This is a genomic window from Candidatus Brocadia sinica JPN1 (assembly GCF_000949635.1).
GTDB lineage: Bacteria > Planctomycetota > Brocadiia > Brocadiales > Brocadiaceae > Brocadia > Brocadia sinica.
On the sequence record NZ_BAFN01000001.1, the window covers coordinates 983,641 to 998,770 of the forward strand.

Genomic DNA, 15,130 nt, shown 5'->3' on the forward strand with positions numbered 1-15,130 from the left:
CTATTTTTCCTGCAGAGTACACCGAAAATGTAAAGGGAACCAAAAAAGAAAATACATGATGAGAGGCGATAAGGTTTTTTTTCATATTCTCCGTTTTAATCCAGATACTGATAAAAAGCCGTTTTTCCAGAAATTTGAAATCCCTTTTATCCGGAAAGACCTGACAGTGCTTGAGGGGCTCAATTATATCCAGCAGCGACTGGATAACTCCCTGGCCTTTCGGTCTTCTTGCAGGGAGGCTATTTGTGGTTCTTGTGCCATGCATATCAATGGAAAGTATCGCCTGGCCTGTAACACCCTGGTTTCAAAACTCAAATCAAATACCATTACGATCCGCCCGCTTGCCCACATGCACATACACAAAGACCTCTTCGTTGATATGAAACCCTTCTGGGAAAAGTACGAGCATATCAAACCATACCTGATGCCCGGAAAACCATTACCAGCAACGGGAGAACAGATACAGCGTCCGGAAGAAAGGGTGAAAATTGATACCCTGGCCGATTGCATCCTCTGCTCCTGCTGTCATTCCTCGTGTCCCATTACGGCATCACATGAAAAGTACCTTGGCCCCATGGCTTTCCTTACGGCAGACCGGTTTGTATCAGACAACCGGGATGGCGCAAAGGAGGAACGTCTGGCAATTATTAACGGTGAACATGGCGTGTGGCGTTGCCATACGGTGTTCAACTGTCAGGAGGTATGTCCCCGAGACCTGAATCCGAGTGGTTCTATTGCCCATTTGAAGATGGCAATTGTTAAAAACAAAATTTAGAAAAGAACTTTTATTTAAAGAAGGATGGCAAGTATGGAAGAAAAGAAAAAAATTATTGTCGTTGCAAGGACAGAGGGCATTGAGATTGTTGTGGAAGGTGAAAAAGATACCGACGATTATGAATTGTACCTCTCAAAGTCTCAGGCAACGGAACTCGCTATGAACATTCTGAATACCCTCTATAAAACAGGCGCAAAGATATAGGTAACACATGGTAGGTGATGACCCTATAAAACGCATCTGTGTGTTTTGTGGCTCCAATGCCGGCGCGCGTTCGGTGTATACAGACGTTGCTCAACAACTAGGTAAGGCCATTGTATCACATGGAATGGGGCTTGTCTATGGCGGAGGGAGTATTGGTCTGATGGGAATCATTGCAGATGCTGTTTTAAAAGAAAAGGGGCAGGTTATTGGTGTAATTCCACACGCCCTTGCTTCTAGAGAGTTTGCCCATCCTGGCCTGACAGAACTCCGAATGGTATCGAGTATGCACGAACGAAAGGCCATGATGGCGGAATTATCTGATGCCTTTATTGCAATGTCAGGTGGCTTTGGAACCCTTGATGAATTCTTCGAGATTCTTACCTGGGCACAACTGGGGCTGCACGCAAAACCAATTGGATTACTCAATGTACAAGGATATTTTGATTTATTACTGGCGTTTATAAATCATGCACGAGAAGATCGTTTTATACAAACAAAACATCACCGACTCATGATAACATCTCACGACCCCGAAGAACTCCTGTCGGAACTCATCCGCCGTAAACCCCTTTACAAGGTTCCCCAATTGATCGATTGGAAAGAGACGTAATATATAATCCTACTGCGGCCGTGACCGCAACCCAGAAAATGCAGCAGACAGTACGCAGTTGGCAATAGACAGAGAGGGATGAATTTCCATTACCGATTGCTTACTCAAATCAGTAAACTGAACCGTTATAAAAAACTTACAAAACAATCAATCCTTTACAAAAGAAACCTTCTTTGCCCAAATACTCCCGGGATAATCCTTCTTGATTTTCTTCCACGCGTTTAGTAATGCGTCCACGTTATGGACGGCCTTATATTCCGAAACACCAAACCAATATTGTGCTTCCGGAGCAACATTGCTCTTAGGATATCTATCCAACACCCACTTTAGTTGGACGCCGGCACTCTTGTAATCCTGTTTTTGCAGTGACATAAAGCCCAATCCGAACTGCAATTGTGGTATAAATTCGTCAGGAGGCAAAAACCCATAGAAGCGATAATATTCGGTTCCCAGGGAATCCAAAATAACGATGGTTGGTGTCCAAAATGCCCGGTATTTGTTGAGAATATCCGAACCGCTTTGAACGTTGATTTGCAGAGGAATGAATTTTTTACTGACGTAATCTACAACTATGGCATCAGGGTACGTCACGGTACCCAATGTTTTACAGCCTGTTCAGGTGGGTGCAAAGAAGTCTAACAAGACAGGCTTTCCCATTGTCTTTGCCTTTGTAATCGCATCTTCAAGGGTTTTTTCCCATACAATAGACGGCGGTATGTTTTTGGTTTCTGCGGCAAGTGATACTGCAAGGGGTGCTACGAATAAAATAAGACATGGCAAAACGTATTTTAACATGACCATCCTCCTTTTTCAAAATGTGGCAGGATAGATTAAAAATACATACAGAACCTATAACACAATATTTTTCCAGAGTCAACAAAAAATATTCTGTAGCATACTATGCATAAACAAACACGCATCCTTGTTTGGTGCCTACATACCAATTATACCACTAACAATTCAGGAGAACAATCCTTGCCTCTTCAGTATTTATTATAGTACAATATTTTTCGTTGTATCAGATTTATCTTTCCGAAATACCTTGAATCCTAAATGCAACGGTATAGAAAGATTCGATGAAAAGGAATTTTCATGGTCCGATTTGTAGCTTTCGGAGTTAAAAACATGTTCAGAGTGCGATTCCATGGCAGGGGCGGTCAGGGGGCAAAGGTGGCAAGCAGGGTACTCGGCACTGCCGCCTTTCTTGAAGGTTACTACGCTCAGGACTTCCCACTCTACGGTGCCGAGAGGAGGGGCGCACCGATAGCAGCCTTCACACGCATATCAAAAGAACCCATCCTGGAACGAGGTGTGATTTCCAAGCCGGACATTGTGATCGTAATGGATGAGACACTTCTGGATGATCCCCTGGCGAATCTATTATCGGGACTAAAAGAAGGCAGTGTTGTCTTTATAAATACCACCCACAGTCCGGCAGAGGCAAAGGACAAGTACAAAGTAACAGCACAGGTTATTACCCTGGACTTAACGAAGATCGGCCTTGATATACTGGGATTGCCTGTCCTAAGCACCTTAGCTGGTGGTGTTGCCTCAAGGATTGCCGGTCTCAAAGCGGATTCCTTAAGAAAGGCGGTTGAAAAGGAGACGTCTGAGATATTAACCGACAAAGGACTTCTTGCAAAAAACATAGAGGCTGCACTCTATTGTTTTCGTGCCATTCAGCCTGTAGAAGTAAAGACTACGGAAGCCATACAAAAAGGAAGTCCTGTCATTGATGTACCATTCGAACCTGCTGCGATTTCCAGTCCCACCATAAACACCACAGGGAATACCCCTCTACGAAAGACGGGTAACTGGCGGGTATTTAAGCCCGTCTGGAACTATGAAGCCTGTACCAAATGTATGACCTGTGTCGCCCGGTGTCCAGACGGTTGCATTGCTGTGAATGAAGACGGCTTTCCCTATACGGATTACGATAACTGCAAGGGCTGTATGATATGTGCTGAAGAGTGCCCTGTAAAAGCAATAGAGAAGGTGCGGGAGGTGCATGCATAGTAGGTCAAATGACACAGATAGAGAAACTTCCCGCCACATCGGCACATAGCCATAAGCAATTTTTAAAAAAGGTATTTAGAAGTAAGTTCAAGATTCATCCAAACGCTAACTAACGAATATAAAAACGGGGGATCCCTCTGTGTCCAATTATTATTGACACAGAGGGGAATTCGCCCCCTCAACCCCTTAACTCTTACATTAAAAGTAAGGGAAATTACAATAAGTGGTGGACTTACATGGATTTTTTTGTATCTTGATGTTTCGGCGTGCCCCCACACCGAAACCCATGCACGCCTATTTTGTTTCAGCGAGAGGACTCGCCAAACATCTGAAATATCTTCACGGTTTCAGGTATCGTTACATGGCTTACTGCCATAGCCTGGAGCTTCTTAAATATTCGTCATTTGCCAATATTCTCTCGTTTTATAAGTCCTAAGACTTATACACTGTACTTATAATGGTGAGGACTTATAATTTCAAAAGGTGCCTGGGAATATTTGTTAGAAAACCTCAATGAGAAGGCGCATGAAAAGTTACGGGTTAATTTACAGGATTGGACATCCTTTAGCCCGGCATATTATTGAACAATACAAAAGCTATTTTCACTACCAGACCAGTAACGATGCCCCCCCTTCTGATTGGATGAATGATGTTAAAGTTGCAAATGAACACACCCCCAATCCCCTCTCGAGAGGGGAGTAAAAAATCCCCTCCAGGGAGGGGCTTCAGGGGTGGGCTCTCGTGTTAAGAATCTTATAAATCAAATAGCCCAAAAACAGCAAGCTGAAATACCCCGGAGGTCTTTGAATACAAATTGACACAAAATGTATAAACAGATAAAATGTAGCAACGTAACTACAATTAGGAGGATGGATATGCTGCAAGTTGGATTAAGGGAAGCAAATATGCACTTTTCAAAATACCTGAAGCTAGTCAAAGAAGGGCAGGAGGTTGTTGTAACGGAGAGGGGAAAGCCCGTTGCCGTTATCAAGCCGCTGTATGAAAGAGGGGACGCCAGACGATAAGATCAAAAGTTTGGAAGATCATGGAATATTGCGAAGGGCTGTTAAAGGGAGGTTGCCGCTTGGCAGAGCTATTGCAATTACAGGAAAGCCTTTATCCGAAACCGTCATAGAGGGAAGGGAAGAAAGGTCTTAAATGAACCTGCCCTGGATATATATTGATACAAGCGCCTATTTGAAGATATTCCTGAAGGAAAAGAGTTCCAACAAGGTAAGGAAGCTGGTTAAAAAAAACAGACTCTTTGCTTCCGCTATTCTTACGAGCGAGTGTTTTTCAGCCTTCTCAAAGCGAAGGCAAGGGAAAGAGATAGATGATAAGACCTTTGACAGGTTGGTAAACCGCGTGAAAAAAGACTTGCCGTATATTGAAATAGTCAGGCTTACAGACGATGTATTAAGGAGGACCGAGGAAATTCTCTTGCATTCAGATGTGCAAACCCTTGATGCTGTCCACATAGCCTCGGCACTGCTATTTCAGGAATCAACAGGAATAGCTCTGACATTTGTGACCTCTGATAAAAGGCAGGCTGAATTTACCAATGGTAAAAGGTTAAAGACTGATTTTGTTGGTTGAACTGCTGACCAATGGAAGGAACAGAAAAGTCTTTCTGTATTTCCTGCAAGGGATAGTAGTCGAGCACTTAACCGGGGTCTTATAGACTTTCACGTAGAGGGAGAAAATCCTTTATCTAACTCAGATAAATGGAGAACGCTCCTTGGAGCGAGCGAAGAACTTTACGCGGATTATCCTGGTTTCAGACAGGCTATTCCCCTTGAATGGGTTCTTTTCAGGTTTTTATCTCATTACGTTCGCACGAATTCAACTCATATTCTTGCCGGTACAGGTGGAGAAGTACTCACAACAACTACTTTTAAGGACTACTTGGGTAGGGTAATTACTGATAATGAAGCTGAACAGATGTTGCGTGTTATACTCAGATCATGGGTCCGTGTTTTTCCAAGAGAAAATATAACATTGTATGAAATATATATTTCTACTGATATTCATAGTACTAAAAATCAAGCCAGCCGTCTTGATGTTTCGGTGTGGGAACACACCGAAAATACTGCACATTCTCACGCCGTTTTGTTTCGACGAGAGGACTCGCAGAAACATCTGAAATATTTTCCGCAGTCTCAGGTGCCTTTACCAAGATAGAGGCCCGATGTCTATAGTCGGAGATTCTTAAATTTTCAGCCGTTTGCCAATATTATCTTGTTTTATAATCCCTAAGGCTTATATACTATACATATAATCCTGAAGACTTATAATTTCGGAAAGGCGCCGGAGAATATGGGGTATGAAAAATAGTGGGCTTTATGCAGTGATAACAGGTGATATCGTTGGATCTTCAAAACTTACTGCCAGCCAGCGGAGCCATTTATTATCGGTCCTAAAATCCTCGTTCAAAACCATCAAAGATATCCTGCCTGACGGAATACGCGCACCTTTTGAAATACATCGTGGGGATAGTTTCCAGGGGGTGTTATCAAAACCAGAAGCGGCCCTCCGTATAGCTATTGTTATTCGTGCTGGTTTGCGACACGGTTTTGAAGCAAAACAGCGTCGCTATGCACTGGATGCACGGATTGCCGTGGGGGTTGGATCAATCGACTTCCTTCCAGCAGGTCGCGGGTCTGAAGGAGATGGCGAGGCATTCCGCCGTTCCGGACCGATTTTGGATAAGATGAAAGGAGATCAGCGATTACTCATCCGAACTCCCTGGCAAGACATTGATACAGAACTTGGCATAGAATGTGCTCTCCTCGATGCCCTGATAAACAGATGGTCTGCCGAACAGTCACAGGCAATACTTGGGCAAATCCGGGGTTTAACGCAAGAGAGGGCTGCGAAGGATTTCGGTATCTCCCAACCAGCCGTCCGCCAGCGTTTGAAAAGCGCTGGTGGCTGGGCCATCGAAGAGCTATGCCGCCGATATGAACAGCTCATTGCTGGAAATAAAGCACAGGGGCTTATAATGAAACAAAATAAGCACAGAGGCTTATAATGCACAGTTCATTGAATCAAAATGATTTGTTACCACTCCTCCGCCTTATTGTAGCCCACATGATTGCAGACTTTTTGTTTCAAAGGGATTCCTGGGCAGGGCAGCGATTCGGAGGAAAAAAGATACCCGGCTGGCTTTGTGCGCATGGGGCATTTGCCGGGATGCTCGCATATATTTTTGTAGGATTCTGGCATGCGCTTTGGCTCCCGCTCGTTATTTTTATTTCACACGTTTTGCGAGATGGTTTAAAATCGAAAGGAGATGACACCGTCCGGTCATTCCTGTTTGACCAATCAGGACATTTGATCATTATTTTGGGATGTTGGATATTACTGATACATGGTAATATATCAGGCATCGTTACATTCCTGGTCTCACGCACAGCAAATGTAAAATTTTGGGCAGTAATCTTGTCCTATATTGTGGTAATCTGGCCAGCAGGTGTTTGGATCGGCAGAATTACAAAACCGTGGCGAGAGGAAATAAGAGAAATGGCTTCCCAGGGTTTGGAGAAGGCTGGGCTATGGATTGGACGTTTGGAACGCTTCCTGATACTGACGTTTGTCCTGCTCGGACACTTTGAAGCCATCGGTTTCCTGATTGCAGCAAAATCGATCCTTCGGTTCGGCGAGATTCGAACCCCAAATTGCCGAAAAGAGGCAGAATACATATTAATCGGCACCATGATTAGTTTTGTTATAGCAATTATTTTGGGGGTATTCACGAGTTGGATACTGCAATACCCATTGGTACCGGAAAATAGTAATTCAGACCATGTCGACTCCTGGGGTCTATTTGAAATTTAGGATTTGAAAGGAAGATACTGTGGGAATAACAAGAGAGATGCTTACGGGTAATGCATCGGTTGCCTGGGGTGTGAGGCTGGCCAATGTCGATTATATACCGACATACCCCATAACACCACAGACAGAGATTATCGAGACACTAGCAAGGTGGATTTCTGACGGGGTTATGGACGCCAGCTTTGTCTCTTTAGATTCAGAACATTCCATGATTACTGCGGCAGGGGCCGCATCAGCAACGGGGGTAAGGGTTTTTACTGCGACGTCAAGTCAGGGGCTTTTGTATGGCTTTGAGATGCTCTATACCGTAGCTGGGTGGCGGGCGCCCCTTGTGATGGTAAACGTTTCAAGGGGCTTATCAGCCCCGATAACGCTGGAACCCGACCATAATGACATCCTTGCAGCCAGGGATTCGGGGTTTTTGCAAATTCACTGTGAAACATGCCAGGAGGTGCTGGACTCGATCCTGATGGCATACAGATTGGCAGAGGATGAGCGCGTCCTTCTCCCCATTTTTGTAAATATGGACGGATTTCATCTCTCCTTTACCAGGGAACCTGTAAATATACCGGATAGAGATGAAGTCCGGAGGTTTCTGCCACCTTACCAACCAAAACATGCATTTTTCAAGGCAAGCCAGCCAATGGCACAGGGCCTGGCAGTCATTGGAGGTTCCTCCTATTCGTATTTTAAATACCAGATGCATCTGGCCAGCATGAAGGCACTGGATATTTACAAAGAGGTTTCTCAGGAATTTGAAGAGATATTTGGCCGAAGATATAATACCATCGAAGGGTATATGATAGACGATGCCGAATATATCCTGATTATGTCCAATTCCTTTTCAACCCTGGGAAAGGCCGCTGTAGAAAAGGCACGGGAGAATGGCATGAAGGCAGGGCTTTTGAAGTTGAGGCTCTTGAGGCCATTTCCGGAGGCAGATATAAAGGAGGTGCTGAAAGGAAAGAAAGTCGTGGCTATCTTAGACCAGAATATCAGTGTAGGGAAGGGAGGTATTTTGTATTCGGAGATTGCCGGTGCACTGTTTAATGAAAAAGAAATGCCTCTTTTACTATCTTTTATTGGCGGACTTGGGGGGAAAAACATAAGCCCCCAGGAGTTTGAATTTATCTTCGATAGCATGATTAAGGCAGGAGGGACAAGAAAAGTTGAGGCGCCCCGGCTCCTTTATACAGAGGGGGAATGGAAGGATATGGAGAGATTAAAAACTATGGCTGGAAAGAAGTAAGAATTGTAAATTGAAGAAGTCGACTTATCACAATTGACAAAAGTTAAAATAAATGAGGAATAATCTTTGCATTTTTATATGTATTTTCACTAGTGAGCGAGGATAAAACCAATCTCACGAACTTCAAACAAGGCTTCAGGTTTCTCGGATACGATTTTTCTGGCAAATACAAGGGTATAAGCACGAAATCATTGGACAAACTCAAGAGCCTGTCCTGATGAAAAATCAGGAACACCATCAGAGACATCACCAGACGCACACAAGGCGTCAACCTGCAAGCCGGTAGAGTAAAACACTGGCGTAGTAGCTACAGGCTGAAGTTAGTGTTCCCCGTTTCTCTCCGTTTCCTTTGAGAGTGTCACAATATCTCAACCATACCCTATTTCCAGCATCTTCTCGTCAAACCGTACGTGAGGTTTTCCCTCATACGGCTTTCCTGTTCCCTTCTCAGCAAGGCATTATACACCTATCGACATGAAGCTGTTTTCGGGTGTAAGTATTGTATTCGATAATCATTATACAATCCCCATTCCTGATATATTACCTCCCTACTCCACCGCTTCCAGCCGAAGCCTTTGCGTTTCTTCCTCTTCGTGACAAACCGTCTCACCTTCTTCTCAGTATAATTCCTCACTTTACAGAAAGTACTGTTGCTATTGCCTATCCGAAAGTAATTCACCCAACCTCGTATTACTGCATTTACTGCCTGAATTACTTCTTTTAAAGGCTTGTTCCAGTTTGCCTTGAGCACTGCTCTTATTCTCTTGCCGATTTCAATGCACTTCTTCTTCCGCGGCGTCTTGCTGACATAGATCTTGCTTTTCCAATTGCGGTTCAGGCGTATATCAAATCCCAAAAAGCTGAAACTACCTCCCTTTTTGAGGTCTACTACCTTCGTCTTCTCCAGATTCATTTCAACCTCTAAGTTGTCCAGCTCTTCCTTGAGTCGTTTCTGTACTTTCTGGAGCAACCAGTCCTCTTTCGGATGCCCGTGCACGAGTATGACCATATCGTCCGCACTCCGTATAAAGCCAAGGTTATCATATCCTTTACGTCGGGTTACTTCCCGTGCCCGTTCCATCATCTCATCCACTTCGTTCAGGTAGATGTTCGATAGTAGCGGAGATATCACTCCACCCTGCGGCACTCCCTTCCGCCCGTTCGCATTGAGGATGAGTTTTAAAAGATGCAGAATGTCATCATCCTGCACCCTCCTGGCTATTTTTTCCAACAGTTTGTGATGCCTTATGTTGTCAAAATATCCGCTCAAGTCTACATCCACTACTCTGGTCAATCCGTGGAGTATGCCTTTTGTCACCCGATCTATCGCCTGATGTGCATGACGCTTCGGTCTGTACCCATAGGAACAGTCCTTGAAATCTGCCTCAAATATCGGCTCAAGTATGAGCTTCAGTGCCCCTTGGACTACCCGATCTCTTATCGTCGGTATTCCAAGGGTTCGGGTCTTGCCGTTGCCTTTCGGTATCTCTACCCGTCTGTTGGGCAACGGCCGGTACGTCCGTTCGAGGAGTTCCTGCCTTATCCCTTCCAGAAATCCTTCCAGTCCTTCCCTCTCGATGTCCTCAAAGTCCTTCCCATCGATTCCAGGTACTCCATCGTTGGCCTTTGCCAGTCGATAGGCTTCTCTCAGAAGTTCATCCTTGCTGATATGACAGTATAATCCCCAAAACCTCCCGTGCTTGTCGGTCTTCGCCTTGATGTATATCTTCCTCTCAGTTCCTGCAGACTTATGGAAGCATTTGTCATTCTTCCCTGCCTCACCTCTAAAGAAAGATTTAGATACAGCAGAGCCCCTTCGCTCCGGCAAGGTTATGCTGTCCTTGCCATCTTCACTACTACGGACTCATCCGCCACCCTCTTGTCTTTCTGCCCACTTCGCCTTTTAACTTATAAGGCATACATTTGCTCCTTACGTTTCCGCAAGGGACAAGGAGGGTTTCCCCAGTTGATAGCTCCTCTTTCCATCCGTGTCGCCGCTGCTACCCCGCCACCGCCTTTGTATCGTCACGCCAGTATCAATACATCGGTTCTGCCTTCACCTAAATTGAAGAGGTTCGGCCAGTGGATATCAATCTTTACGAGGCTACTTCTACGTTCACTCTCGTTACAACCCGGATAGTTGCTCATGCCGCCTTGCGACACTTTGTCGATGGGCTTCAAAAGGTAACGTTTCCATCACCCCATGCCATCCAAGCTACATGGCTTCCGGCTTTTGCCATGACGGGACTTGCACCCGTTAGTAGGCACTACCCTTCGTTGGGCACGCTCATTGATAGATTAAACCCTGTGATACGGGGACATGTCAATTACTTTCGGCTGGGCGATGTGAAGAAACTTGATCGCTCATTAGACTGTTGGGTACGAATGAGGCTTCGATGCTTCAAGTTCTCAAGAAAGTGGAGAACAGACAATAAACGTTTCCCTACTCACCGTTTCTTCAAATTGGGGTTACTCTCATTTGAACGAGAATTTCTTAAGGTATGTGCTAAATCATGATAGGGTACTTTTCTCTATTCGAGAGCAACGCTGTGGGGTCGCTAACTACGAGAAAGACGTATGGTTAAAAGGGAGCACTGCACGTTGTCCAGTGCTTCCGGCGACGATTGTGGGCTGGAGGCTAGCGCCTCCAGTCTACCAGCTTAAGGAAACGCTACAGTTGTTGTTGGAATACGGAGTAGATTGCGCCCAAGGATACCATATTGGCCTGCCGAGTGCAGTATCTGAAATACAGATAACGTGAAACAAGGTTGCCTTTGCGAAAACAGGAATCCATGATTTCCACTTACTTCCTGGATTCCCATTTTCGTGGGAATAACATTCAAATGGTAGAATGTCAATTTACTTGCGAAATTTACTATAGTTCTGTCATTCGCCACAATTATCGCTTACAGATTCTAATTCCGTGCGGGCTATCTCCCATCTGCTATAAAGGGTGTTCAATTCCTGAATAATCGTTCTGTGCTGCTTGTTAATTTCGACAGACTTTTCTTTGTTATTATAAAGTGTGGGATCTAAAAAAATATGGTCCAGTTCCTTCTTTTGTGTTTCCAATAAGGCAATCTTTGCCTCAATATTTTGAACTTCTTTTGCGAGTTTCCGTTTCCTGGCATTGTGCTCTTTTTTTAGCAAGTACTGTTTTTTTTGTGAACCGCTTTCTTCCACTTTCGACGGAGATGATGCCTTTGTCTTGACTTCTCCAGTTTCTCTATGTAAATCAGACGTCTTCTTTTCGAGAAAATCTTTAAAACTTCCCAGGTGGACGTGGATATTGCCATTTCTCAGTTCATAAACTTTGGAGACCAGACCATCCAGAAAATCTCTATCATGAGATACGATCAACAGACTTCCTGCATATTCCAATAAGGCATTCTTGAGAATCCTCTTGGTGGTAATATCAATATGGTTTGTGGGTTCGTCAAGGATTAAAAAATTCGTGGGCTTTAAAAGCATTTTGGCAAGGGACAGGCGAGACTTTTCTCCACCGCTCAGGACGCTGACGGTCTTGAAGACATCATCGCCGGAAAACAGGAAGGCCCCTAATATGTGTCTGACCTGAGGAATCATGGAAAATGGAGCGACCGATTCGACTTCCTGCAGCAACGTATTGCCACTATTTAATTTTTCAGCATGCTCCTGGGCAAAATAATCAAAGAGGACGTTATGCCCCATCTTGATAGTGCCTGAATGCGGCTGTTCCAGACCGGCAATGATACGCGACAGCGTGGACTTTCCCGACCCGTTTTGTCCTACGAGTGCCACTCTTTCCCCCCGTTCTATCGAAAGGCAAATATCGTGGAAGATCAACCGTCCGCCGTATTCATGAGAAACATCTTTTACATCAAGTACGGTTACGCCACTTTGTTTTGATGTGCGGAATTTAAATTTTACCTGTTCTGTGGTATTTTCAGGCAATTCCTCCTTTTCCATCTTTTCGAGCATAAGGATTCGGCTCTGCACCTGTGATGCCTTCGTATTCTTTGCCCGAAATCGTTCTATAAAGCGTTCCACTTCTTTAATTTTTTTCTGCTGGTTGACGTAGCGTGCCGTTTGCATTTCTGCCCGCTTTTCTTTTTCGGCCTCATAAAAGGAATAATTGCCATGGTATTCATAAATCTTTCCCTTTTCCAGTTCCCAGACCTTGGTAATGTTCCGGTCGAGAAATGTCCGATCGTGTGAGATGATAATCAATCCGCCTTTATACTCTTTGAGATACTCTTCCAACCAGAGTATTGAATCAATATCCAGATGATTTGTTGGCTCGTCTAAAAGGAGCAGATTGGGTTCCTGGAGCAACAACCTGGAAAGGGCCACCCGCATTTGCCACCCACCGCTAAATGTGCCTATGCTCTTTTCGAAATCTGATTCTTTAAACCCCATTCCTTTCAAAACCTTGCTTGTTTCTGCATCAACTTTAGCGCCGTTAATAACCTCCAACTGATGTTGCAGGTGCGCATACTGATCTAGGAGCAATTGATGGTCCTCGCCTCGTATGGAGAGATCGTCCAACCGGGTGTGAATCGTATCAATCTGACTTCTTAAGTGAAGAATGTCTTCAAATGCTGAACTGGCCTCTTCGAAGACGGTCTTTTTCTTGAAGACAAAACCTTCCTGAGGAAGATAGCCGATATTTGTATCTTTTGCACAAACAAGATCGCCTGCACTGGGTTCAATAAACTTACAAATGAGTTTGAATAGTGTGGATTTGCCTGTACCATTGGGACCGATCAAACCGATCCGGTCGTTTCTCCGTATGTGGAGAGAAATATTATCGAAAATCGCCTTGCTACCGAAGGCCAGACTAACATCATTCAAACGAATCATTTTATCCCGCCGTACACTGCTTCCCGATATTCCTTCCAAAAACACTCCGCAGTGCGGAATCCCGACTCTGCAAGGAGCTGAAGATCGTCCGCAAGGAATAAAAGATGATCGCCGTCCTTTTTCTCCTTATCTGTCAATTCTGATGAGATTTGGTCGAGGGTCTTCTCCTGGCGCTTGATCTTTCGCGTCCTCTCTTGTATCCCCTGATGATGTAAACGCCTGAACCTGGCCTCAAGCACGGCATCAGCAGTCTTAAAAACATCACAATTTACAAACCAACCGTGTGGCTTTAATTTTGAATGAATATACTGGAAAAGCCTGAGCTTTTCTTCTCTATACAAATGGTGGATGGCAAACGAAGAGACTACTGCATCCAAACCAGAAATAGTATTTATTTTATCAGGTAATTCCTGGAAAGTAGAGATTTGAAATGTGACTTGTCCGAGGCGGTCTTTGAGCCTTAATTTAGCCTTGTCCATCATGAGTTCGGCAGCATCCACGGCTACAATTTTTGCATGGGGAAACATTTCAATGATCTTCTGTGAGAGGTAACCGGTACCAACACCCAGGTCTAATATGCTTAATTTTTCTGCCCTATCAAACGGCAATACCTCACACACAATGGATGCCATTTTGACGCGGTTCGGATGCCAGACATCCATGTCTATGTCATAGGTCGCAACAGTATCCGTATTATTAAAGGCATAGACTGTCTCTCTCAGAGTATCTTTTTTCATATCAGCCACCGTACCGCTCATATGGTATCCTTAACATTAAATCAGGCTGCCTTCGGCAGCATTTTTCGCGTGTCATTGCTAGTTCCCAATCTCCGGATATGATTTTAAAAAACAACTAGATTTTTTGAACCAGGGGTCGTATTCGTTCCTTGAATTGCTTCAGGGCATTGGCACGATGGCTGATTCTGTTCTTAATTGAAGGTACTAATTCTGCAAAGGTTTGATGATACTCAGGTACAGAAAAAACAGGATCGTATCCAAAACCGCCTTTTCCACGGGGACCCTCGGTAATAAATCCTTCACAACGACCCTCGACAATAAAAAACAGTCCATAAGGATCAGCCAGGGCGATACTACAGATAAACCGGGCAGTGCGCCTTTCCTTCGGAACACCTTTTAGTTCTGACAATACTTTTTCTATATTTTTTTCATCAGTTGCATTCGGACCTGCATACCTGCATGAATAGATGCCAGGACGTCCATTCAGGGCATCGATTTCAAGCCCCGAATCATCTGCCATTGCCCATGTATTGCAGGCCTTAGCCAGAACGGTTGCCTTTTTTATAGCATTTTCCTGATAGGTATTTCCGTCTTCTTCCACCTCTGGTAGAAAAGGAAAATCATCAGGACCCCGAAGCAGGATCCCTGGCATATCCGCAAGGATTTCTTTTATTTCTGCCCTCTTTTTTTCATTTTGCGTAGCTACTAAAATGGTCTTTGCATGAATTGTATTTACGAATGAAGTCATATTTACTCTCCTCTTGTTTCTCGAAATATGAGCCGGCATAAGATCAGATTGTATTATCTCTTTGATATTTATCACTATGTCTTTTTAGCCACGGGGATATGGCCTCCGTCTCGGA

18 protein-coding genes are annotated in these 15,130 nt (G+C 44.4%); 13 read left to right on the forward strand and 5 right to left on the reverse strand.

The features are described 5' to 3' along the window. Positions 1 to 55 precede the first annotated feature (55 nt). The 3 genes from BROSI_RS04450 to BROSI_RS04455 are packed head-to-tail and all read left to right on the forward strand — an operon-like array spanning position 56 to position 1,589. A complete protein-coding gene (locus tag BROSI_RS04450) occupies positions 56 to 775 on the forward strand; it encodes a succinate dehydrogenase iron-sulfur subunit (protein WP_082059028.1) in 720 nt (239 codons plus the stop codon). 33 nt (positions 776 to 808) lie between these two features. After that, positions 809 to 979: a hypothetical protein gene (locus BROSI_RS19680; RefSeq protein WP_157842378.1), complete on the forward strand. Its 171-nt coding sequence runs from the start codon at positions 809 to 811 to the stop codon at positions 977 to 979. A 7-nt stretch (positions 980 to 986) separates the two neighbouring features. Next, positions 987 to 1,589 carry an LOG family protein gene (locus BROSI_RS04455; protein WP_200891681.1) on the forward strand — a complete coding sequence of 201 codons (603 nt, stop codon included), beginning with the start codon at positions 987 to 989 and terminating at the stop codon, positions 1,587 to 1,589. A gap of 147 nt (positions 1,590 to 1,736) precedes the next feature. Here the strand turns inward: BROSI_RS04455 and BROSI_RS04460 are convergent, their stop codons facing one another. Beyond that, positions 1,737 to 2,384, reverse strand: coding sequence for a thioredoxin family protein (locus BROSI_RS04460; RefSeq protein WP_285442669.1), 648 nt, complete (start codon positions 2,382 to 2,384; stop codon positions 1,737 to 1,739). A 297-nt stretch (positions 2,385 to 2,681) separates the two neighbouring features. Between BROSI_RS04460 and BROSI_RS04470 the strand changes: the two genes are divergently transcribed. The 8 genes from BROSI_RS04470 to BROSI_RS04490 all read left to right on the forward strand — a co-directional run bounded on the left by BROSI_RS04470 (position 2,682) and on the right by BROSI_RS04490 (position 8,688). Next, positions 2,682 to 3,605 (forward strand): 2-oxoacid:acceptor oxidoreductase family protein, encoded by a 924-nt coding sequence (locus BROSI_RS04470; protein ID WP_052562562.1) that lies wholly within the window; start codon positions 2,682 to 2,684, stop codon positions 3,603 to 3,605. A gap of 525 nt (positions 3,606 to 4,130) precedes the next feature. Next, positions 4,131 to 4,307: a hypothetical protein gene (locus BROSI_RS19685; protein WP_157842379.1), complete on the forward strand. Its 177-nt coding sequence runs from the start codon at positions 4,131 to 4,133 to the stop codon at positions 4,305 to 4,307. A 173-nt stretch (positions 4,308 to 4,480) separates the two neighbouring features. Then, positions 4,481 to 4,630: a type II toxin-antitoxin system Phd/YefM family antitoxin gene (locus BROSI_RS18905; RefSeq protein WP_157842380.1), complete on the forward strand. Its 150-nt coding sequence runs from the start codon at positions 4,481 to 4,483 to the stop codon at positions 4,628 to 4,630. Next, positions 4,605 to 4,763: a hypothetical protein gene (locus BROSI_RS19690; RefSeq protein WP_157842381.1), complete on the forward strand. Its 159-nt coding sequence runs from the start codon at positions 4,605 to 4,607 to the stop codon at positions 4,761 to 4,763. The genes BROSI_RS18905 and BROSI_RS19690 overlap by 26 nt, the downstream gene beginning before the upstream one ends. Continuing rightward, positions 4,764 to 5,201 (forward strand): type II toxin-antitoxin system VapC family toxin, encoded by a 438-nt coding sequence (locus tag BROSI_RS04475; protein ID WP_052562564.1) that lies wholly within the window; start codon positions 4,764 to 4,766, stop codon positions 5,199 to 5,201. Positions 5,202 to 5,928: 727 nt separating this feature from the next. Beyond that, on the forward strand, positions 5,929 to 6,636 hold the full coding sequence (locus tag BROSI_RS04480) for a SatD family protein (protein WP_052562566.1): 708 nt from the start codon (positions 5,929 to 5,931) through the stop codon (positions 6,634 to 6,636). Then, on the forward strand, positions 6,636 to 7,442 hold the full coding sequence (locus BROSI_RS04485) for a DUF3307 domain-containing protein (RefSeq protein WP_082059030.1): 807 nt from the start codon (positions 6,636 to 6,638) through the stop codon (positions 7,440 to 7,442). The genes BROSI_RS04480 and BROSI_RS04485 overlap by 1 nt, the downstream gene beginning before the upstream one ends. Before the next feature lie 19 nt (positions 7,443 to 7,461). After that, positions 7,462 to 8,688: a pyruvate synthase gene (locus BROSI_RS04490; RefSeq protein ID WP_082059031.1), complete on the forward strand. Its 1,227-nt coding sequence runs from the start codon at positions 7,462 to 7,464 to the stop codon at positions 8,686 to 8,688. A gap of 466 nt (positions 8,689 to 9,154) precedes the next feature. Here BROSI_RS04490 and ltrA read toward each other — a convergent pair whose 3' ends face one another. Then, positions 9,155 to 10,516, reverse strand: a complete 1,362-nt coding sequence (gene ltrA / locus BROSI_RS04495; protein WP_200891682.1) for a group II intron reverse transcriptase/maturase — start codon at positions 10,514 to 10,516, stop codon at positions 9,155 to 9,157. Positions 10,517 to 10,770: 254 nt separating this feature from the next. Between ltrA and BROSI_RS20360 the strand changes: the two genes are divergently transcribed. Together BROSI_RS20360 and BROSI_RS19695 are read left to right on the forward strand one after the other, a co-directional pair. Beyond that, on the forward strand, positions 10,771 to 11,205 hold the full coding sequence (locus BROSI_RS20360) for a group II intron maturase-specific domain-containing protein (protein WP_052562568.1): 435 nt from the start codon (positions 10,771 to 10,773) through the stop codon (positions 11,203 to 11,205). Beyond that, on the forward strand, positions 11,192 to 11,449 hold the full coding sequence (locus tag BROSI_RS19695) for a hypothetical protein (RefSeq protein WP_157842382.1): 258 nt from the start codon (positions 11,192 to 11,194) through the stop codon (positions 11,447 to 11,449). The genes BROSI_RS20360 and BROSI_RS19695 overlap by 14 nt, the downstream gene beginning before the upstream one ends. Positions 11,450 to 11,574: 125 nt before the next feature. Here the strand turns inward: BROSI_RS19695 and BROSI_RS04505 are convergent, their stop codons facing one another. The 3 genes from BROSI_RS04505 to BROSI_RS04515 all read right to left on the reverse strand — a co-directional run bounded on the left by BROSI_RS04505 (position 11,575) and on the right by BROSI_RS04515 (position 15,015). Beyond that, positions 11,575 to 13,530 (reverse strand): ABC-F family ATP-binding cassette domain-containing protein, encoded by a 1,956-nt coding sequence (locus BROSI_RS04505; protein WP_052562570.1) that lies wholly within the window; start codon positions 13,528 to 13,530, stop codon positions 11,575 to 11,577. Then, positions 13,527 to 14,267 (reverse strand): class I SAM-dependent methyltransferase, encoded by a 741-nt coding sequence (locus BROSI_RS04510; RefSeq protein WP_157842383.1) that lies wholly within the window; start codon positions 14,265 to 14,267, stop codon positions 13,527 to 13,529. Before BROSI_RS04510 ends, BROSI_RS04505 begins: the two co-directional genes overlap by 4 nt. A 115-nt stretch (positions 14,268 to 14,382) precedes the next feature. Continuing rightward, a complete protein-coding gene (locus tag BROSI_RS04515; protein ID WP_052562574.1) occupies positions 14,383 to 15,015 on the reverse strand; it encodes an XTP/dITP diphosphatase in 633 nt (210 codons plus the stop codon). Between the last annotated feature and the right edge of the window lie 115 nt (positions 15,016 to 15,130).